Consider the following 18,934-nt stretch of genomic DNA (forward strand, 5'->3'; position numbering starts at 1 on the left):
TCAATCCATTTTCCTTGGCGATACAATTCAACAGCTTTTTTCTTAAATTCGTAAGTATAACGCATAAAAATACCCCTTTCACTGGATGTCCAGTAAAAGGGGTACATATCAAAATGGAGCTCCTTTAAAATGAAAAAAACATCATCTGTAAAGATAAAAATATGTGGCCTCAGACGATTGGAAGATATAGAAACGGTCAATTATTGTAGACCGGATTATGCAGGTTTTATTGTGAATTTTCCAAAGAGTTTCCGCAGTGTTACAGCTGAAGAACTGAATGAACTGACTGCAAAACTTGATAAAAATATCACAGCGGTGGGAGTTTTTGTAAATGCGCCTGAAGAGCTTCCAGCACAGCTTCTGAACGAAGGCATTATCGGAATGGCGCAGCTTCACGGGCAGGAAGATGAAGATTATATACGAAGATTACGGAAACTGACAAGAAAACCGCTGATAAAAGCATTTTCTGTAAAGTCAGAAGATGACATAAAAAAAGCGGTCAAAAGCAGTGCAGACTATATTCTTCTGGATCAGGGAAGTGGTGGTACAGGACAGGCTTTTGACTGGACACTGATACGGGAAATGAACCGTCCTTTCTTTCTGGCAGGAGGAATCGGACCGGATAATCTGGAAAGAGCAATTCAGGAAATACATCCATATGCAGTGGATCTGAGTAGCAGTGTAGAGACAGACAGGTGGAAAAATCCTGAAAAAATACGGCGGGTTGTGGATATCGTAAGACAAAACAAATGACAGAGGAGGAAAAATAAATGTCAAAGGGCAGATTTGGAATACATGGAGGGCAGTACATTCCGGAAACACTGATGAATGCAGTTCTGGAACTGGAAGAAGCCTATAATCATTATAAAAATGATCCCGAATTTAACAGAGAACTGACAGATCTTCTGAACAATTATGCGGGAAGACCATCATTATTATATTATGCAGAGCATATGACAAAAGACCTTGGAGGAGCAAAAGTTTATCTGAAACGCGAGGACCTGAATCATACAGGCGCACACAAGATCAACAATGTTCTTGGACAGGTTCTCCTGGCAAAAAAGATGGGAAAGACACGTGTAATTGCAGAAACAGGAGCAGGGCAGCACGGTGTTGCAACTGCTACGGCGGCAGCGCTTATGGGTATGGAATGTGAAGTCTTTATGGGAAAAGAAGATACAGAAAGACAGGCACTGAATGTGTATAAAATGCGTCTTTTGGGAGCAAAAGTACATGCAGTTACTTCCGGCACGGCAACTCTTAAAGATGCTGTTTCTGAAACAATGAGGGAATGGACAAATCGTATTTCTGATACGCATTATGTGTTGGGATCTGTTATGGGCCCCCATCCTTTCCCGACTATTGTCCGCGATTTCCAGGCTGTTATTTCAAAAGAGATCAAAGAACAGATGCTGGAAAAGGAAGGTAAATTACCAGATGCAGTCCTAGCATGTGTAGGTGGTGGTTCTAATGCCATTGGAACTTTTTATAATTTTATTGAAGATGAAGGGGTTCGACTTATTGGTTGTGAAGCCGCAGGCCGTGGTGTAAATACAGCAGAAACAGCGGCCACTATTGCAACTGGAAAACTTGGTATTTTCCATGGAATGAAATCTTATTTCTGCCAGGATGAATATGGTCAGATTGCACCGGTTTATTCTATTTCAGCAGGTCTGGATTACCCTGGTGTTGGTCCGGAACATGCACACCTTTATGACATTGGACGTGCGGAATATGTACCGGTTACAGATGATGAAGCAGTAGATGCTTTTGAATATCTGTCAAGGATCGAGGGTATTATTCCAGCAATCGAGAGTGCCCATGCAGTTGCATATGCAAGAAAGATCGTACCTCAGATGAGTAAGGACCAGACAGTTGTTATCACGATTTCAGGACGTGGTGACAAGGACTGTGCGGCAATCGCACGTTACAGAGGGGAGGATATCCATGAATAAGAGGATTACAGAGGCATTTACAAAAGGAAAAGCATTTATCCCATTTGTTACCTGCGGAGATCCATCTCTGGAAGTGACAGAAAAAATCGTTTATGCAATGGTGGAAGCAGGTGCAGATCTGATTGAACTTGGAATTCCATTTTCTGATCCGACAGCAGAAGGACCAGTGATCCAGGGGGCAAACTTAAGAGCTTTGTCAGGCGGGGTAACTACGGATAAAGTATTTGAAATGGTGGAAAAAATTTGCAGAAATACCGACATTCCAATGGTATTTATGACCTATGCGAATGTTGTATTTTCCTATGGAACAGAGCGCTTCTGCAAACGTGCAGCAGAAGTGGGGATGGACGGACTTATTCTTCCGGACGTTCCATTTGAAGAAAAAGAAGAGTTTGCAAAAATTACAGATAAGTATGGAATGGATCTGATCTCGCTGATCGCACCGACCTCTCACGAAAGAACTTCCATGATAGCAAAAGAAGCCGAAGGCTTTGTTTACTGTGTTTCTTCTCTTGGAGTGACAGGAATGAGAAGTCAGATTACTACAGACATAGGAGCTATGGTAAAGCTTGTAAAAGCACAGAAGGACATTCCGTGTGCAGTAGGATTTGGTATTTCCACGCCGGAACAGGCCAGAAAAATGGCTGCTCAGGCAGATGGCGTCATAGTCGGATCAGCAATTGTCAAACTTTGTGAGAGTCATGGAAAAGACTGTGTACCGTACATAAAAGATTATGTGAAAGCCATGAAAGATGCCATACGGCAGGATTGAAATACCGGGACAGTAAGACAGCAGCCGGTTTTATATTAAATATAAATGATCCTGAATTATTCACGGCAAAGCCGTGATTGTGGCTGAAAGCCACATAGTTACTATATTTTAATTACATATTGCTTTTCACTTGTTAAGTGAATAAAAAAAGAGCATCCATTTGTGGTAAAATTAAGGTGTCTAATCAAAATAAATACCAACAAAGGAACCCTTTATGAGTATTGTAAACACCTTTTCATTTCAAAGCAATAGGCAAATTAAAATAAATTTTGATGGAGGCAACTTATCCTCCGATGCAGGCTTACTCCTTATCAAAGAGTTCGTAAGCAAACTTGGCATTGAATGGCTTTTAAACCATTTATTTAAGACCAATGATCCTGTTTTTAAAGCTGTACTTGGAAAATCCGCATTAGCATCTCAGCCAACAGTATCAAGATTCTTTAACCGCATGGATGAAGACACTTTAAAGCAGTTCCAGGAGATCAGCCGGATACTTAAAAAAAGGCTCTACAGCATCCAGATGCCTCAGGCAGTGATCCTGGATCTGGATTCCACGCTCCTCGTAGCATACGGCAAACAGGAAGGCAGGGCATTCAACTTCCATTATCAGCAGTGTGAGGAAACGGAACAAACTATGTTATCCGGCTGAAGGAAAACAAGATTCTCCGTGAAAAAGCGTCGTTTCTTGCAGATGCACTTACCAGTCGGACTCAAAATAACAAGGTAGACTACGCTGTGGTTTACGGTGAATTCATGTACAAAGCTGGTCCATGGCCTTATGAAAGACGCGTTGTGTGCAAGGTTGAGAAGCCAGAAAACCAAATGGTTTACATGTATACCTTTATCGTCACAAATATGGATTCCTCACCGGAATATCTCATCAAATTTTACTGCAAAAGAGGTCTGATGGAAAACTTCATCAAAGAAAGCAAATCTGGTTTTGATTTTTCTGCGGTGAGTAGTCACAACAGAATCGTAAATGCAAACAGAGTCCAGGTACATGTTCTTGCCTACAACATATTTAATTGGTTTAGACGATTGGTATTATCAGCAAAAATGCGGAAACAACGCATTGATACCGTCCGTTTAAAACTGCTGAAGATTGCTACAAAAGTAGTTCATTCAGCAAGATATATCACATTCAAGCTGTGTAGCAGCTGTCCATATAAAGAAGAGTTTTATGACACCCTTTCTGCAATAGGTAAGCTGAATGTACAGCTGGAATAGCAACTGTCAATGAACCTTGACAGCCTGATAATTGCCCAAAACTCGTCATAGGGATTTTATGCCCTTTTTCTGACGAATTGAGAGAAGTTATGGCTGCATGGATCATTTTTTCAATTCATGGTGCAAGTTTTAGGTTAGAAATTGCTCCATGAATAATTCAGGTTCAATTCACTAAAAATGCAATACTGAAATTTTATCTAAAATTATATATCTTTATATATCTGTTTTTGTATATTTTGTCATTTTGACATTGAATCAAAAAAAACTTATCATAAAAAGCAAGAATTATAACTATCAAAAACGGAGCAAATCATATGATGAATTTGTTATCAGAAGAAAAAAGCCTTCCACCAAAAATATCAGAGGACATTATTGCACTTATTTTAGAAGAAAATTTACAGCCAGGAGATAAATTACCGAATGAAACCATTCTTTCTGAGCGTCTGAATGCAGGAAGGAGCTCTGTCCGGGAAGCCATGAAGCTTCTCGCATCCCGAAATATTGTTACGATCCGACAAGGTTCTGATACCTATATCTCATCTTCCCCCGGAATGGTGGATGACCCGCTGGGCTTTACCTTTATCAGCAATAAGCAAAAGCTGATCACTGACCTTCTGGAAGTGCGCTTTCTCCTTGAGCTCCCTATTGCTGCAATAGCAGCCACACGCACCGATAAAAAAGACATAAAAAAATCACCACACTTTGCGATGAAGTTGAAGACTTATTAAGGAAACATGAAGACCATACACAAAAAGATATAGATTTTCATGCATCCATTGCCTTGAGGAGCAAAAACGTTGTAGTTCCAAGACTGGTTCCTGTGATCAACAGCTCGATTCCTCTGTTTGTAGACACCACCAGAGGAACACTGCTGGAAGAAACCATCGAGATCCACCGTGAGATTGCGGATGCCATTGCCGCACATGACCCGCTCCGCGCACAGGATGCCATGTATCTGCATCTGGTTTATAACCGTAAGCGGATTCAGATGATAGGAAAAGGAGATTTCACATGACATTACAGCAAATAAAATATTTTATCACTGTAGCTGAGTCCGGCTCTATCAGCGAAGCAGCTAAACGCCTGTTTACAGCTCAGTCAAGTATTTCCAGCGCTGTTAAGGAAATAGAAAATACATATGGAATTACTGCATTTATAAGAGAAAGCACAGGTGTGCATCTAACCAGAAGCGGCGAGGAACTTTTGATTGAATTTAAGGGAATTTTAAGCCGTCTTGACTATCTGGATGAAAAATTTAATGGTTCTCCAAAACGGCCTTTAGGTTTGTCTGTTTCTGCCCAGCATCATATTTGTGGCATGGCCTCTTTTGTTTCGGTCATCAACAGATTAAATGAAAACTATGGTTCTTATCACTGCGGCTTTTATGAATGCCGTACATCTGAAGTACTGGATCGTGTAGAACGGGGACTTGACGATTTGGGAATTATTTTTTTCACAGAACACAGCAAGGGACAGATGATTCAGGACTTAAGAAATCGTGGTATTATTTTTAATCACATTGTTTATCAGACAGCTCACGCTTACCTGTGCAAAAATCATCCACTTGCCAATAACACAGAAATTAATATTGAAGAAATAATACAATACCCTTTTATTTCTTATGATCGTTCACCTGACACCAATCCTGCTTATACCGATTTTATCATTCCTAATTATCAGGTAAAAAAAATAATCCATGTTTCCGACCGGGCTGCATCTTATTCTGCTATGCGTTATTGCCATGGATTTGCTATTGGAAGCGGCTACAGATCTTTTGACGATCATTACAGTGACATTATTTCTCTTCCTGTCAAAAACGGAGTCCGCCTTGAAATAGGCTGGATTTTCCGGCAAAAACATATTCTTTCTGATACAGCCAGCCAGTTTGTAGAACTTTTAATGCAGAACGAGGCGATTTCTCTGTAAAATACCTTTCTTGATATAACGAAAAAAGCGATGGCTTCCCATCGCTTTTTGTTATGTTCGCAGAAATTACCTCTTATGCTATACTTACTACATAAATTACTGCGCACCTGTGCAGAAAAAAAGGAAGGAGTTTCTTATATGGAAAAACTAAAGATTGTCATTAAAAAGTACTGGAAAATTTACCTTGCCGCTCTGGTCATTTCCGCAATCTGCGATTTGATTGGAACACTCAAACTCAACGTTGGCATTGGTACACTTACTCTGTTTCCAATGGTATTTGCCGTCATATTCGGAGGACTTTTAGGACCGGACCTTTTTAAATTATTCAAAAGTGATGAATGTAAAATAGGCGGAAGCCTGGTTCTTGTGGTTTTGGCACCTTTTATGGCAAAAATGGGCATTTCTTCCGGTGCAAACCTTGCGAAACTGGTTTCAGTCGGCCCTGCATTGCTTCTTCAGGAATTCGGAAATCTTGGAACAATCCTCTTATCTATGCCGCTTGCATTATTTCTTGGTTTAAAAAAGGAAGCTATTGGTGCATGTTACTCAATTAACCGTGATTCAAACCTTGGATTAACTACCGACATTTTTGGACCAGATGCTCCAGAAACAAAAGGAACTTTTGCCGTTTATATCGTAGGTTCTGTAATCGGAACTGTATTTATCAGTATTCTTGCAAGCGTTGTAGCTTCCTGGAATATTTTCGATCCTATCGCCCTTGGTATGGCCAGTGGAGTAGGAAGTGGATCCATGATGACCGCTGCAGCCGGAACATTAGGAGAAATATACCCACAGCAGGCTGAAAATATTATGATCATGGGCGGTGCCAGTGATATGCTGACCGGTATTACCGGAATTTACATGGGCACTTTCGTAGGTCTTCCTCTTGCCAAAAAATTATATGCATTTTTAGAGCCAAAAATCGGACGCAAAAAAAATCAGGAGGTTAAATAAATGGTCAGAAAATACTTCGTACAGCAGCTGGGACTGCTTCTTATGGTATCTGTTATTGTAATACTTACAAATATAATTGGCTATAAAATGCCCGTAAGAGATTCTATTATTGGTGTTCTTTTACTGAGTGCCATTTCTCTCGTTGGTCTTACTATAAGTAATTTTATGAGCCGTTTTGTCAAGCTTCCATCCATGATGTACGTGTCCCTTCTTGGACTGCTTCTTGCATGCCCTGTTTCACCGGTAAAAGATATCGTAATTGAAACAACAACTCCTGTTGCATTTTTAGCTCCTGCTACTGCACTGGGTGCATTTGCTGGTATTTCTCTCGGAAAAGATTTAAAAGAGTTTGTAAAAATGGGATGGAAACTGGTATTGATCACTTTATTTGTAATTACCGGAACCTTTATATTCTCAGCGCTTGTTGCAGACGTTGTTTTGAAAATGACAGGAGCCATTTAACAATCATATGAAATAAAATGAGGTAGATTATGGAAAATTATGACATTTTAATCAAAAACTGCCAGGTTTTGAATCCTGATATGAGTATTTCATCCACCTGTTCAGTAGGAATCAAAGACTCTTGGATTAAAAAAATCGGTTCAGCAGATGAATTTGCTGATAGTACTGCCACGGAAACACTTGATGGAAAAGGCAAGCTTGTTATGCCAGGTCTGATAGACGGTCATACTCATACCTGTCAGCAGCTGCTAAGAGGTCGTGTTGCCGATGAATACCCTATGGTATGGACTCGTTTTCTGGTTCCTTTTGAAAGCAATCTTCTCCCGGAAGATTCTTACGTCAGTGGACAATTAGCATGTCTGGAAATGATCAAAAATGGAACCACTGCTTTTGCTGATTCCGGCGGTGTACATATGGAACGTGTGGCTGATGCCGTTATTGAATCCGGTATGAGGGCAGCAATAGCAAAATCCACAATGGATATGGGTAATGCAATTACAGGTGCAATGAAAGAAACTGCTGATGAAGCTATGGAGCATACAAAAGAGCTGTATAAGAACTATCAGGGAGCTGGCGATGGACGTGTGGATATCTGGTTTGCTATTCGTCAGGTGATGACCTGTTCCAGAGAGCTCATTGCCATGGTAGGTGATTATGCCAAAGAACTTCATACAGGTATTCATGCACATTTATGCGAACATAAAGATGAAGTCAGCTTTTGCCTGCAAAATTATCAAAAACGTCCTGCTGAATTTTTAGATGAAATGGGAATTCTTGGACCAAATCTTCTGACCGCACACAATGTTATGCTGTCTGACCATGATATTGCGTTGATGGCAGAACGAGGTGTAAAAATGATCCATTGTCCAAGAGCCAATCTGTCAAATCATGGATTCCCGAAAGCTCCTCAGATTCTCGAATCTGGTGCAAGTGTTGGTTTAGGCTGTGATGGAGCAGCTCCTTCTAATCTGGATATTTTTGATGAAATGAAAGTTCTGCGTTATTCTATGATGGCCTATTGGGGACTTCCTTCTTTTAATCCGGTCGTCATGACCTGTCCTACACTTTTGAAAATGGCTTCTCAAGGTGGAGCAAATGCAATCGGACATGGTGATATTCTGGGATCTGTAGAAGAAGGAAAGAAAGCAGATTTGATTCTTGTAAACATTGAGCAGCCACATATTACACCAACTCAGAATCTTGTAAACACCATCGTGGATGCTGCAAATGGACATGACGTAATGGATTCAATCATCAACGGAAAGCTTGTTATGAAAAACCGTGAAGTACTTACTTTAGATGAAGAGCGAATTCGTTTTGAAGCTACACAGCATATGAATGAAATCATAAAGAGAGCTTACTAAAAAAACAGGTAATTATTTCAAAATTTATTAGAGCCTGATGGAATGGGAGATTTCCATCAGGCTCTTTTCTATTTACTGAATCATTTCTTCAGCCAGGTAGTTACCTTGCAGTTGGTAACCTTCAGGCTTCCCTCAGAAGCAAACAGGGATAAGCTTTCTCCCGGTCTCTTGTATGCACGTGCATTCAAAGCCACACCGTCAACATAAATGGTAGCAATTGTATCATCCACGATCATACGAATGTTATATTTCTTTCCCGGAATCAGATCAAGCGGTCTTTCCAGTCCGATGTTCTGATTTGCAGGCCATGGCCAGTTCGGTTTTTTCTCGAATACATAACGGTTCTCTGTAACATTAAATACAGACTGATAAGATTCTGCTTTGTCCTCATCTTCATAAAATCTCACGCCAAATGTTCTTGTGCCTTCAGAAAACTCCACATCTGCTTCAAATTTGAAAATGTCACCGGTATTTCTTCCAATAACTACTTCTGAGCTCTTAGTTGGTGTATCGATTACGAAATCATCCTTAACAGAGTTGGCTAACTCTCAAAAACTTTAACCTGATTTGAAAGCATCCCGGCTGCGGAAGATGGCGATGAAGCAGGCTCTGATATACCTGGAAATGTATTTGCATCAGCATTGTTCAGGGCATATGAAAATAAAGACCTGTCAGCTCTTTTGATGGCTGTATGTGATAACAGTATGTTCGATCTTCTGAGAAATTCATTTCTTATTCCTGTGCGATCTAACGATAAGGGAGTTCAGAATCCGATACTTCTTACAGATGAAGAGGGAAGATTCCTTGAGAAAAAGATTCCACTTATCCTGGAAAAGAGATACAGGAAATTCCAGCATATATATGAACTGATGGCACGGCCTTCTGAGTATAGAATGTATATGGCCGAAGGGTTTCGTGAAAAACATGGATATGATGGAACCGGTCAGATAGAAACCGTAAAAACCGGCGAATATACAGGTATACTTCTGGTGTTTGAACTTCCGGATTATGTAGAAAAAACAGTACAGGATACATCGGTATATACGATTGTATGGGAATATCTGATGCGGCTGCAGCAACGGCTTCCTAGAGCCATGATGTACTATGGAGTGATGAATGAGAACGGGCAGGAACGACATACAAGTAAGCTTGGTATCTTTCTTCCTTTCACTCATTTTGAACATGAAATGGATAAAAAAATTGAAGAAGCGGTAGAAATCGGATCCGAATGCCGGAATGCAATAATAGACAAAACAAAGATGTAGAAACGGTGCTTTCAGATATAAAATGATTGTTATTTGTATTACAGTTCGTTACAATAATAGTAATTATAAAATTTACGTATGACTGGAGGAATGTCATGGAATTTCAGCATGAACTTGTAATACCTGATGAAGGACTGCCATTTAAATTCTTTCTGTTTGAAGGAAGTCAGGGAAATTATGTCAGAGAAAAACACTGGCATACGTCAGTGGAAATTTTCGCAGTAATGGAAGGTTCCCTTGTGTTTTACCTGAATGAAGAAGAGCATCCGCTGAAAGCAGGAGAGCTGATGATCATTAATTCAAATGAGGTACATTCCATTGATTCACCGGAAGAAAATCAGACTGCTGTATTGCAGATTCCTCTGAAACAGTTTGAGGATTATTTTACAGCTCACAGATTCATCAGATTTTCTGGAACAATACCGGAAACAGATAAAAAACTGGGTAAACTGATTTGTGAGATGTACCGGCTTTATATAAAAAGAGGAACCGGATATGAATTTAAAATCCGATCTTTTTATTACGATGTCTTATATATGCTGGTCAATGAATACCGTATCAGTGAGGTCGGTGAACAGGAAGTACGGCACAGCAGAAGACTTGATGCACTGTCAAGAATTACCGCATATATGCGTGAACATTATCAGGAAGAACTGAAACTTACAGAAGTGGCTTCTATGTTCGGATATTCAGATGCTTATCTTTCAAGAATGTTTCAGAAATATGCAAATGTCAATTTTAAGACATATCTGCAGGATATTCGGATGACTTATGCATACAGGGAGCTTCTGAATACGGATAAAACCATCAGTCAGATAGCATTGGACAATGGCTTCAGCAGTAACAGAGCATTTTCAAGGGAATTTCAGAAAAGATACGGAATTCTTCCAAGTGAACTTAAACGGAAAATTAAATAAAAGATTGTCTGTGCTATGATGGATTTATCAAAAATAAAGGAGGTTACTTCAGGTGAAGATTCAGAATGTAGCAGACGATTCATTTCGCAGATATGGAAAAGTACTGGAGGGGTATGATTTTGCAGAACTGCTTAAAGAAATGAAACATACTCCGGTGCCGGAAGATGTGACCTATGTTCCTTCTGTAGAAGAAATGGAAGCTCTGCCAGTAGCAAAAGAATTGCAGAATAAAGGATATGGCGGTCTTCCGATTGAAATCGGATACTGCAACGGACATAATAAAAAATTGAACGGACTGGAATACCATCGCAGTTCAGAAATCAATGTTGCAGTAACAGATCTTGTACTGCTACTCGGACATCAGCAGGATGTTGAGCGGGATTTTACATATGACACTTCTAAAGTAGAAGCATTCCTTGTTCCTGCAGGAACTGCCATAGAAGTATATGCAACGACACTTCATTATGCACCGTGTCATGTAAAAGAAAGTGGCTTTCAGTGTGTTGTGGTTCTTCCAAGAGGAACGAATACAAAGCTTACCTTTGAGAAGGATTCTGAAGGAGAAGACAAATTTCTTACAGCTAAGAACAAATGGCTGATCGGTCATGAGGAAGTGACTGTTGATATTGCAAAGAGTCTTGCATATTCCTGAAATTTGTGCAGGTACATCAAAAGAAATGGGGAAAAATATGTATTTTATTGGAGTAGATCTTGGAACATCAGCAGTGAAACTTCTTCTGATGCAGGAATCAGGAAAAATCTGTAATATTGTATCAAAAGAATATCCTCTTTTCTTTCCCCATCCAGGCTGGTCAGAACAGAATCCGGAAGACTGGTTCAGCCAGAGCATGGAAGGAATGAGGGAACTGACAGAAGGAATCGACCGTTCGCAGGTTGCCGGAATTGGATTTGGCGGGCAGATGCACGGTCTGGTTACCCTGGATAAAGATGATAAGGTGATCCGCCCTGCAATTCTCTGGAATGACGGACGTTCCCAGAAGGAAACAGAATATCTGAATAATGAGATCGGCAAAGAAAAATTATCCCGGTATACGGCAAATATTGCATTTGCAGGATTCACGGCACCGAAGATTCTGTGGATGAAGAAAAATGAGCCGGAGAAATTTGCAGAGATCGCAAAGATCATGTTGCCAAAAGATTATCTGGCATACAGACTTTCAGGATCTTTCTGTACAGATGTATCCGATGCATCCGGCATGCTGCTTCTCAATGTAAAAAAACGCTGCTGGTCCAAAGAAATGATGGAAATCTGTGATGTAAAAGAAGAGCAGCTTCCAAGGCTTTATGAAAGCTGGGAAGTAGTCGGAAATCTGAAACCGGAGATCGCGGAAGAACTTGGATTTTCGAAAGAGGTGAAAGTAGTGGCAGGTGCCGGTGATAATGCGGCAGCTGCAGTTGGAACAGGAACTGTCGGCGACGGACAGTGCAATATTTCTCTTGGAACTTCAGGCACTATCTTTATATCCAGTAAGAAATTCGGAGTAGATGAAAATAATGCACTTCATTCTTTCTGCCATGCAGATGGAAGCTATCATTTTATGGGCTGTATGTTAAGTGCTGCTTCCTGTAATAAATGGTGGGCAGAAGAAATTCTCCGGACAGGGGATTTTGCAGCAGAACAGGCGCCGATAAAAACATTGGGAGAGAACAGTGTTTTTTTCCTTCCGTATCTGATGGGAGAAAGATCCCCGCATAACAATCCTGATGCAAGAGGCGTATTCTTCGGTATGTCCATGGACACAACAAGGGCAGATATGACGCAGGCGGTTCTGGAAGGTGTTGCATTCGGACTCCGTGATTCCCTCGAGGTGGCAAGAAGCCTTGGAATAAAGATTGAGCGTACCAAAATCTGCGGAGGCGGAGCAAAGAGCCCTCTCTGGAAGAAGATCATTGCAAATGTAATGAATCTGAAAGTAGATGTTCCGGAAGTGGAAGAGGGACCGTCTCTGGGAGGCGCTATGCTGGCTGCTGTAGGCTGTGGAGTATATCCGGACGTTGAGACAATCGGAAAGAAAATGGCGCATGTAGTAGATACTGTGGAGCCGGAAGAAGAACTGGTTGCTAAATATGAAGAAAAATATCAGAAGTTCAGGAAGTTATATCCGACGCTGAAACCACTGTTTTGACAAAGGATGTTAAATCTTTAGATATTTTGTTAAAAAAAGAACATGACCAGAAGTGGAAAATGTCAGCTATAATTTGTTTTGTAATAAAATATTATGCATATTAAATAAAAAACAAATATGTTTCTTTTGCAAATTGCAAGAAATTAAGAAAAACATTGATATTTTCTTGACAAGACACTATGTTTTATGATAGTATTTTCTCAACAAGTTAAAGAAATCTCTGACTACTGGCGGAGCAGTGGAAATCACCACATGGGAATCAGAGATTTGCAAGAGCCGACCGTCTGGGCAGTATTTGAGAACATATCAGATACTGCCCTTTTTTAAATCATTAAAGATCATAAAAAATGAGGGATTATTATGATCGTCGGTCAGGTGTCTACAAGAAAGGAGACTAAACTTATGGGATTCAAAAGTGACATCGAAATTGCACAGGAGTGCACAATGCAGCCGATTACAGAAATCGCAGCAAAAGCAGGTATTGATGACAAATACCTGGAGCAGTACGGAAAATACAAAGCAAAGATCGATTACAACCTTCTGAAAGAAACAGAAAAAAAAGACGGCAAACTGATCCTGGTAACAGCTATCAACCCGACACCGGCAGGTGAGGGAAAAACAACCACAACAGTAGGTCTCGCAGATGGTATGCAGAAACTCGGCAAGAACGTTATGGTTGCTCTTCGTGAGCCATCCCTCGGACCGGTATTCGGTGTTAAGGGCGGCGCAGCAGGCGGCGGATATGCACAGGTAGTTCCAATGGAAGACATCAACCTTCATTTCACAGGTGACTTCCATGCGATCGGAGCAGCAAACAACCTTCTTGCAGCAATGATCGACAACCATATCTTCCAGGGCAACGCACTGAACATCGACCCACGTAAGATCACATGGAGAAGATGCGTGGATATGAATGACCGTCAGCTTCGTAATGTAGTAGACGGACTTGGCGGAAAGACAAACGGAATGCCGCGTGAAGACGGATATGACATCACAGTTGCATCCGAGATCATGGCAGTTCTCTGCCTGGCAAGCGACATCAAAGATCTGAAAGAAAGACTTTCCAGGATCATCATCGGATATACATACGGAAAAGTTGCAGAGCAGAAACCGGTAACAGCTGGTGACCTTCATGCAGAAGGCGCTATGACAGCACTTCTGAAAGATGCCCTGAAACCAAACCTTGTTCAGACACTGGAGCATGTACCGGCAATCGTTCACGGCGGACCATTCGCAAACATCGCTCACGGATGTAACTCCGTAACAGCAACAAAAATGGCCATGAAACTTGCAGACTATGCAATCACAGAAGCAGGATTCGGTGCTGACCTCGGTGCTGAGAAATTCCTCGACATCAAATGCCGTATGGCAGGGCTGCACCCGAACGCAGTTGTTATCGTAGCAACTGTACGTGCACTGAAATACAACGGCGGTGTGCCGAAGGCTGATCTGAACAACGAAAACCTGGAAGCACTGGAAAAAGGTATCCCGAACCTTCTGAAACATGTAAGCAACATCAAAAATGTTTACAAACTTCCATGCGTTGTTGCAATCAATGCATTCCCGACAGATACAAAGGCAGAGCTTGACTTTGTAGAAGCAAAATGTAAAGAGCTCGGCGTAAACGTAGCACTTTCCGAAGTATGGGCAAAAGGCGGCGAAGGCGGAATCAAACTTGCAGAAGAAGTGATCCGTCTCTGTGAAGAACCAAATGACTTCACATATTCCTACGAACTGGAAGGCTCCATCGAAGATAAACTGAACCAGATCGTTCAGAAGATCTATGGCGGCAAGAAAGTTGTACTTACAGCAAACGCACAGAAACAGGCAAAACAGCTGGAAGCTATGGGATTCGGCAACTGCCCGATCTGCGTTGCAAAGACACAGTACAGCTTAACAGATGACCAGACCAAACTGGGCGCACCGACAGACTTCGAAGTTACAGTACGTAACTTGAAGATCTCCGCAGGAGCAGGCTTCATCGTAGCCCTGACAGGCGAGATCATGACCATGCCAGGACTTCCTAAAGTACCGGCAGCAGAAAGAATTGATGTCGATGAGACAGGACGTATAACAGGTCTCTTCTGATTTTTTATAAAAAAGAAAAACAAAAAACTTTGCGAGGGGAGGGCACTCACAGTTGCGAAGGCCGTTCTCCCCTCGCACTCCCCACCGGGCCACGCAAAAACAGGTTTAGTGGTAGGGTATTAAAAGTGCAAGAATTGAATGACAAAATGAAATCAGGCCACGAACCTAGGAACAGAGGTTTGTGGCTTGATTTTTTGTCTCAAAATTGATAGAAGTTTTTTACGTCAGATTATATTTCTGCATTTTTCTCCAGAGGGTGGAACGGCTGATTTTCAGTTGTTCTGCCACTTTTGTTTTATTTCCGCGGTATTTATCCAGGAGTTCTGATATTTGTTCTGCTTCTCCGTGTAAGTTGTAATCAGTTGAGGTTATATCAGGGACAGTGGCTGTTCTGTGTGAGAAGACCAGTGTAAGCTGTTCTTTGGTGTAGGTTTTTCCGATGATCTTGTGTGGAGCAAACAGAATCAGGCGTTCGCAGAAGGACGAAACTGCAGGCAGATTTCCATACCAGGGCTGCGAGAGAAGCATGTTTTCTGCCTCTTTTGATATGGTATTGAGTCTTGAATGTATGGAGGAAAAGTGCTTGATATAATCTCGGATATAGACAACAAGATCTTCTTTTCGCAGACGGAGCGGCGGTACATAAAGTGACAGACTGACAAGCTTAAAGTACAGTTCCCGTGAAAAATTTCCATCCTGTACAAGTCCAAAAAGATCAGTTTCTGCAGTTGCAATAATGCGGATATCGTAAATAAATATACGGTTGGAATATTCATCAATGATACTGCCTGTGGAAATATAATAATTCAGAAATTCCTGATTCTCAGGTGAAAGTGAATCAATATTTTCCAGTAGCAGAGTACCTTTATCTGACATGGAAAAGGGACTCAGAGATATGTCTTTTTTATCTTTGCTACTGAGATAACCAAGGAGAAGGTCACGCTGTTTTTCTGCAGAGTAGCTTTTGCAGTTGATATGGACAAATGGAGCATTGCTGCGTGGACTTTCATTATGAATACATTCGGCAAGTTTTTCACATTCAGTACCTTTTTCACCGTAAATAAGGAGCGGTGAAGAAGAAAGCGAAAGAATGCGGGCCTGATGTATGGTAGTCTGCATGATGGCAGATTTGCTGACCAGATTCTGAAAAGTGGTCTGTGGGCGCAGTGGTTTCTGGTTATAGTGCTGAGGTAATGGTTTTTTTACACTGTTTTCAGGTTGACAAATATTTTTTTTCTGATTAACATGAGATTCAGAGGTGATTTGGAAGGCTGCTGTAAACATAATGGATTGCAGCCAGGAGGACAGGAGGCTTTAGAAATGACAACAGTAAAAGAACGGCTGAAAACTCTTCGTGAATTAATGAAAGAAAAAAATATTGATGCATATCTTGTTCCGACGGATGACTTCCATGGTTCGGAATATGTGGGAGATTATTTTAAGTGCAGAAAATATATCACAGGATTTACAGGCTCGGCAGGAACGGCTGTGATCATGAAGGACATGGCAGGCCTGTGGACAGATGGAAGATATTTTATACAGGCAGCTGACCAGCTGAAAGGAAGCAGTATTGAACTTTTTAAAATGGGAGAACCGGGAGTTCCAACAATACATGAGTTTCTGAAAAACAATCTGAAAAATGACATGTGTCTGGGATTTGACGGACGCACGGTCAGCGAAAGTGAAGCAGAGGAACTTAAGAATCTTCTGAAAGGAAAAAATATCCACTTTTCTGTAGAGAAAGATCTTATTGGTGAAATCTGGGAAGATCGTCCGGAACTTTCCTGTGAACCGGTTATGGAACTGGAGGTGAAGTGGGCAGGAGAGACCAGAGCTTCCAAAATCGCCAGAATCCGTCAACAGATGAAAGAAGAGGGGGCAGATATTTTTATCCTGACTTCTCTCGATGATATTGCGTGGCTTCTTAATATACGAGGCAATGATATCCATTGTTGTCCGGTGGTACTTTCATATCTCATAATGACAGAAAAAGAGATTAAGCTTTTTGCCAACGAAAAGGCTTTTCAGGAGAAAGTACGCAGGAATCTGGAAGCGGACAGTGTGAGAATTTATCCTTATAATGAAGTGTATGCGTATGCACAGAAAATCAATAAAGAACAAAATGTTCTCATATCAGAGAAGTGTGTCAACAGTCGTCTGGTGAGCTGCATTCCAGAAAACGTTACGATTTTGGACAGGCCGAATCCGACTCTTCTGGCAAAGGCCGTCAAGAATCCTGTCGAGATGGAAAATGAACGGATCGCACATATAAAAGACGGTGTGGCAGTTACGAAATTTATCCACTGGATGAAGACGAAAGTTGGTGAAGAAAGAATCACGGAACTGAGCGCAGCAGAGAAACTTTATCAGTTTCGAAGTGAGCAGGCGAATTTCCTGGGAGACAGTTTTGATCCGATCATTGCTTATGGAATCCATGCGGCAATCGTTCATTACAGTGCCACAGAAGAGACAGATATTCCGCTGGAAGCAAAAGGAATGGTGCTTGCAGATACTGGCGGACATTATCTGGAAGGAACCACAGATATTACAAGAACGGTTGTGCTGGGACCTGTGAGCGAGAAGGAAAAGAAATATTTTACAGCAGTTCTCCGGGGAAATCTGAATCTGGCAGCAGCGAAATTTAAATATGGATGTACAGGTCTGAACCTTGATTATCTGGCAAGGGGGCCGCTATGGGAGCTTGGCGAAGATTACAATCATGGTACGGGGCATGGTGTGGGATACCTTCTGAATGTTCATGAAGGACCGAACAGTTTCAGGTGGAAAAATCTTCCGGGAAGTCCGGCACCAGTATTTGAAGAAGGAATGATAACTTCTGATGAACCAGGATATTATCTGGAAAATGAATTCGGAATCCGCCATGAAAATCTGCTACTCTGCAAAAAAGCAGAAAGGACTTCTTTCGGCCAGTTTATGTGTTTTGAGGAACTGACGATGGTGCCCTTTGATCTTGATGGAATTGATCCTGCGCAGATGACAGAGCGGGAGCGGGGTCTGCTTAATGTATACCATGAAAAAGTGTACAGAAATATATCACCATATTTAAGCGAGGAAGAAAAAAAATGGTTGAAGAGAGCTACCCGGAAAATATAAAAAGAGGTGAAAAAACAAAATACCGGCTTGCAAGATCCATGAAAGAATGTATGAAATCAACTTCCGTGGAAAATATTACTGTGAAACAGATCACAGAAAACTGCGGACTTACCAGACAGACTTTTTACCGCAATTTTCTGGATAAATATGATCTGATCAATTGGTATTTTGATAAACTTCTTGTAAAATCTTTTGAACACATGGGACAGGGAAAAACAGTTTATGATGCCCTTGTAAAAAAATTTACTTACATTCAGGAAGAACAGACTTTTTTTTCTGCATCATTCCGTTATGATGATCAGAATTCACTTAGGCAGCATGATTTTGAACTGATACTTGCTTTTTATGAAAATCTTATCTGTGAAAAAACTGGCAAAGTTCCGGAGGAAAATATTCATTATATGCTGGAAATGTACTGTCAGAGTTCCATTTATATGACTGTAAAATGGGTGACAGGAGAAGTTACATGTACACCGGAAGAACTGGCATCTATGTTGGTAGACGGCATGCCAGGAAAACTTACAGAATTATTTACGGAACTGGAAATCCTGAGCTGATTATTCCAAATTCACTGTATACAAAGGGAAATTAGATATGTTATGTAAAAATAAAATCAGGGTTTTGGCATTATTACCGAATTTAAATATATAAATTTGGAACTAATTTATAAAGTTACAGAGAATGTTACACTTGACAGTTTCTGTAACTTTATTTTTTATCTGAATATTGTTAATATAATGACA

Annotated in this window: 18 protein-coding genes, 1 pseudogene and 1 riboswitch; of the genes and pseudogenes, 17 read left to right on the plus strand and 2 right to left on the minus strand. The window is 40.9% G+C overall.

All coding sequences use genetic code 11. From position 1 onward, the window contains the following. Positions 1–129: 129 nt before the first annotated feature. The 10 genes and pseudogenes from ACTNB8_RS06380 to ACTNB8_RS06425 all read left to right on the plus strand — a co-directional run bounded on the left by ACTNB8_RS06380 (position 130) and on the right by ACTNB8_RS06425 (position 8,660). Positions 130–753: a phosphoribosylanthranilate isomerase gene (locus ACTNB8_RS06380; RefSeq protein ID WP_441053245.1), complete on the plus strand. Its 624-nt coding sequence runs from the start codon at positions 130–132 to the stop codon at positions 751–753. Between the two features lie 17 nt (positions 754–770). After that, positions 771–1,955, plus strand: a complete 1,185-nt coding sequence (gene trpB, locus ACTNB8_RS06385) for a tryptophan synthase subunit beta (protein WP_441053247.1) — start codon at positions 771–773, stop codon at positions 1,953–1,955. Next, on the plus strand, positions 1,948–2,727 hold the full coding sequence (trpA, locus tag ACTNB8_RS06390; RefSeq protein WP_441053249.1) for a tryptophan synthase subunit alpha: 780 nt from the start codon (positions 1,948–1,950) through the stop codon (positions 2,725–2,727). The genes trpB and trpA overlap by 8 nt, the downstream gene beginning before the upstream one ends. A gap of 214 nt (positions 2,728–2,941) precedes the next feature. Further along, positions 2,942–3,954, plus strand: a pseudogene (locus tag ACTNB8_RS06395) (IS1380 family transposase). A 314-nt stretch (positions 3,955–4,268) separates the two neighbouring features. Next, entirely contained in the window at positions 4,269–4,682 is a 414-nt protein-coding gene (locus tag ACTNB8_RS06400; RefSeq protein WP_441053250.1) for a FadR/GntR family transcriptional regulator, read from the plus strand. Continuing rightward, a complete protein-coding gene (locus tag ACTNB8_RS06405; protein ID WP_441053368.1) occupies positions 4,646–4,969 on the plus strand; it encodes a FadR/GntR family transcriptional regulator in 324 nt (107 codons plus the stop codon). Before ACTNB8_RS06400 ends, ACTNB8_RS06405 begins: the two co-directional genes overlap by 37 nt. Beyond that, positions 4,966–5,880 carry a LysR family transcriptional regulator gene (locus ACTNB8_RS06410; RefSeq protein ID WP_441053252.1) on the plus strand — a complete coding sequence of 305 codons (915 nt, stop codon included), beginning with the start codon at positions 4,966–4,968 and terminating at the stop codon, positions 5,878–5,880. Before ACTNB8_RS06405 ends, ACTNB8_RS06410 begins: the two co-directional genes overlap by 4 nt. Before the next feature lie 138 nt (positions 5,881–6,018). After that, positions 6,019–6,834 carry a DUF3100 domain-containing protein gene (locus tag ACTNB8_RS06415; RefSeq protein WP_441053254.1) on the plus strand — a complete coding sequence of 272 codons (816 nt, stop codon included), beginning with the start codon at positions 6,019–6,021 and terminating at the stop codon, positions 6,832–6,834. Beyond that, complete coding sequence (locus tag ACTNB8_RS06420) at positions 6,835–7,296, plus strand: hypothetical protein (RefSeq protein ID WP_441053256.1); 462 nt, start codon at positions 6,835–6,837, stop codon at positions 7,294–7,296. 29 nt (positions 7,297–7,325) lie between these two features. After that, positions 7,326–8,660, plus strand: coding sequence for an amidohydrolase family protein (locus ACTNB8_RS06425; protein ID WP_441053258.1), 1,335 nt, complete (start codon positions 7,326–7,328; stop codon positions 8,658–8,660). Between the two features lie 80 nt (positions 8,661–8,740). Here ACTNB8_RS06425 and ACTNB8_RS06430 read toward each other — a convergent pair whose 3' ends face one another. Further along, the gene (locus ACTNB8_RS06430) at positions 8,741–9,175 is read right to left on the minus strand and encodes a GH32 C-terminal domain-containing protein (protein WP_441053370.1); all 435 of its coding nucleotides are present in this window, start codon (positions 9,173–9,175) and stop codon (positions 8,741–8,743) included. Positions 9,176–9,274: 99 nt separating this feature from the next. Here ACTNB8_RS06430 and ACTNB8_RS06435 point away from each other — a divergent pair, with 99 nt between their 5' ends. The 5 genes from ACTNB8_RS06435 to ACTNB8_RS06455 all read left to right on the plus strand — a co-directional run bounded on the left by ACTNB8_RS06435 (position 9,275) and on the right by ACTNB8_RS06455 (position 15,077). Further along, positions 9,275–9,925 (plus strand): DUF4866 family protein, encoded by a 651-nt coding sequence (locus ACTNB8_RS06435; RefSeq protein ID WP_441053372.1) that lies wholly within the window; start codon positions 9,275–9,277, stop codon positions 9,923–9,925. A gap of 95 nt (positions 9,926–10,020) precedes the next feature. Next, positions 10,021–10,842 (plus strand): AraC family transcriptional regulator, encoded by an 822-nt coding sequence (locus ACTNB8_RS06440; RefSeq protein ID WP_441053260.1) that lies wholly within the window; start codon positions 10,021–10,023, stop codon positions 10,840–10,842. Between the two features lie 52 nt (positions 10,843–10,894). Next, positions 10,895–11,494: a DUF4867 family protein gene (locus ACTNB8_RS06445; protein ID WP_441053262.1), complete on the plus strand. Its 600-nt coding sequence runs from the start codon at positions 10,895–10,897 to the stop codon at positions 11,492–11,494. A gap of 37 nt (positions 11,495–11,531) precedes the next feature. After that, positions 11,532–12,989 (plus strand): xylulokinase, encoded by a 1,458-nt coding sequence (gene xylB / locus ACTNB8_RS06450; RefSeq protein ID WP_441053264.1) that lies wholly within the window; start codon positions 11,532–11,534, stop codon positions 12,987–12,989. Positions 12,990–13,202: 213 nt separating this feature from the next. Continuing rightward, positions 13,203–13,286: riboswitch (ZMP/ZTP riboswitch) on the plus strand. Positions 13,287–13,391: 105 nt separating this feature from the next. Beyond that, the gene (locus ACTNB8_RS06455; RefSeq protein ID WP_441053266.1) at positions 13,392–15,077 is read left to right on the plus strand and encodes a formate--tetrahydrofolate ligase; all 1,686 of its coding nucleotides are present in this window, start codon (positions 13,392–13,394) and stop codon (positions 15,075–15,077) included. Between the two features lie 219 nt (positions 15,078–15,296). On the opposite strand, the gene ACTNB8_RS06460 is transcribed toward ACTNB8_RS06455, so the two are convergent. After that, a complete protein-coding gene (locus ACTNB8_RS06460) occupies positions 15,297–16,361 on the minus strand; it encodes a sigma 54-interacting transcriptional regulator (RefSeq protein WP_441053268.1) in 1,065 nt (354 codons plus the stop codon). Between the two features lie 36 nt (positions 16,362–16,397). Between ACTNB8_RS06460 and ACTNB8_RS06465 the strand changes: the two genes are divergently transcribed. Continuing rightward, the gene (locus ACTNB8_RS06465; RefSeq protein ID WP_441053271.1) at positions 16,398–18,191 is read left to right on the plus strand and encodes an aminopeptidase P family protein; all 1,794 of its coding nucleotides are present in this window, start codon (positions 16,398–16,400) and stop codon (positions 18,189–18,191) included. After that, complete coding sequence (locus tag ACTNB8_RS06470) at positions 18,161–18,748, plus strand: TetR/AcrR family transcriptional regulator C-terminal domain-containing protein (protein WP_441053274.1); 588 nt, start codon at positions 18,161–18,163, stop codon at positions 18,746–18,748. The genes ACTNB8_RS06465 and ACTNB8_RS06470 overlap by 31 nt, the downstream gene beginning before the upstream one ends. Positions 18,749–18,934 lie beyond the last annotated feature (186 nt).

The organism is Blautia sp. HCP28S3_G10, assembly GCF_052065235.1.
GTDB lineage: Bacteria > Bacillota > Clostridia > Lachnospirales > Lachnospiraceae > Blautia_A.

Coding starts and splice junctions, on each gene's coding strand:
- ACTNB8_RS06380 (WP_441053245.1), top strand. CDS start 130: ATGAAAAAAACATCATCTGTAAAGATAAAAATATGTGGCCTCAGACGA.
- trpB (WP_441053247.1), top strand. CDS start 771: ATGTCAAAGGGCAGATTTGGAATACATGGAGGGCAGTACATTCCGGAA.
- trpA (WP_441053249.1), top strand. CDS start 1,948: ATGAATAAGAGGATTACAGAGGCATTTACAAAAGGAAAAGCATTTATC.
- ACTNB8_RS06400 (WP_441053250.1), top strand. CDS start 4,269: ATGATGAATTTGTTATCAGAAGAAAAAAGCCTTCCACCAAAAATATCA.
- ACTNB8_RS06410 (WP_441053252.1), top strand. CDS start 4,966: ATGACATTACAGCAAATAAAATATTTTATCACTGTAGCTGAGTCCGGC.
- ACTNB8_RS06415 (WP_441053254.1), top strand. CDS start 6,019: ATGGAAAAACTAAAGATTGTCATTAAAAAGTACTGGAAAATTTACCTT.
- ACTNB8_RS06420 (WP_441053256.1), top strand. CDS start 6,835: ATGGTCAGAAAATACTTCGTACAGCAGCTGGGACTGCTTCTTATGGTA.
- ACTNB8_RS06425 (WP_441053258.1), top strand. CDS start 7,326: ATGGAAAATTATGACATTTTAATCAAAAACTGCCAGGTTTTGAATCCT.
- ACTNB8_RS06440 (WP_441053260.1), top strand. CDS start 10,021: ATGGAATTTCAGCATGAACTTGTAATACCTGATGAAGGACTGCCATTT.
- xylB (WP_441053264.1), top strand. CDS start 11,532: ATGTATTTTATTGGAGTAGATCTTGGAACATCAGCAGTGAAACTTCTT.
- ACTNB8_RS06455 (WP_441053266.1), top strand. CDS start 13,392: ATGGGATTCAAAAGTGACATCGAAATTGCACAGGAGTGCACAATGCAG.
- ACTNB8_RS06460 (WP_441053268.1), bottom strand. CDS start 16,361: ATGTTTACAGCAGCCTTCCAAATCACCTCTGAATCTCATGTTAATCAG.
- ACTNB8_RS06465 (WP_441053271.1), top strand. CDS start 16,398: ATGACAACAGTAAAAGAACGGCTGAAAACTCTTCGTGAATTAATGAAA.
- ACTNB8_RS06470 (WP_441053274.1), top strand. CDS start 18,161: ATGGTTGAAGAGAGCTACCCGGAAAATATAAAAAGAGGTGAAAAAACA.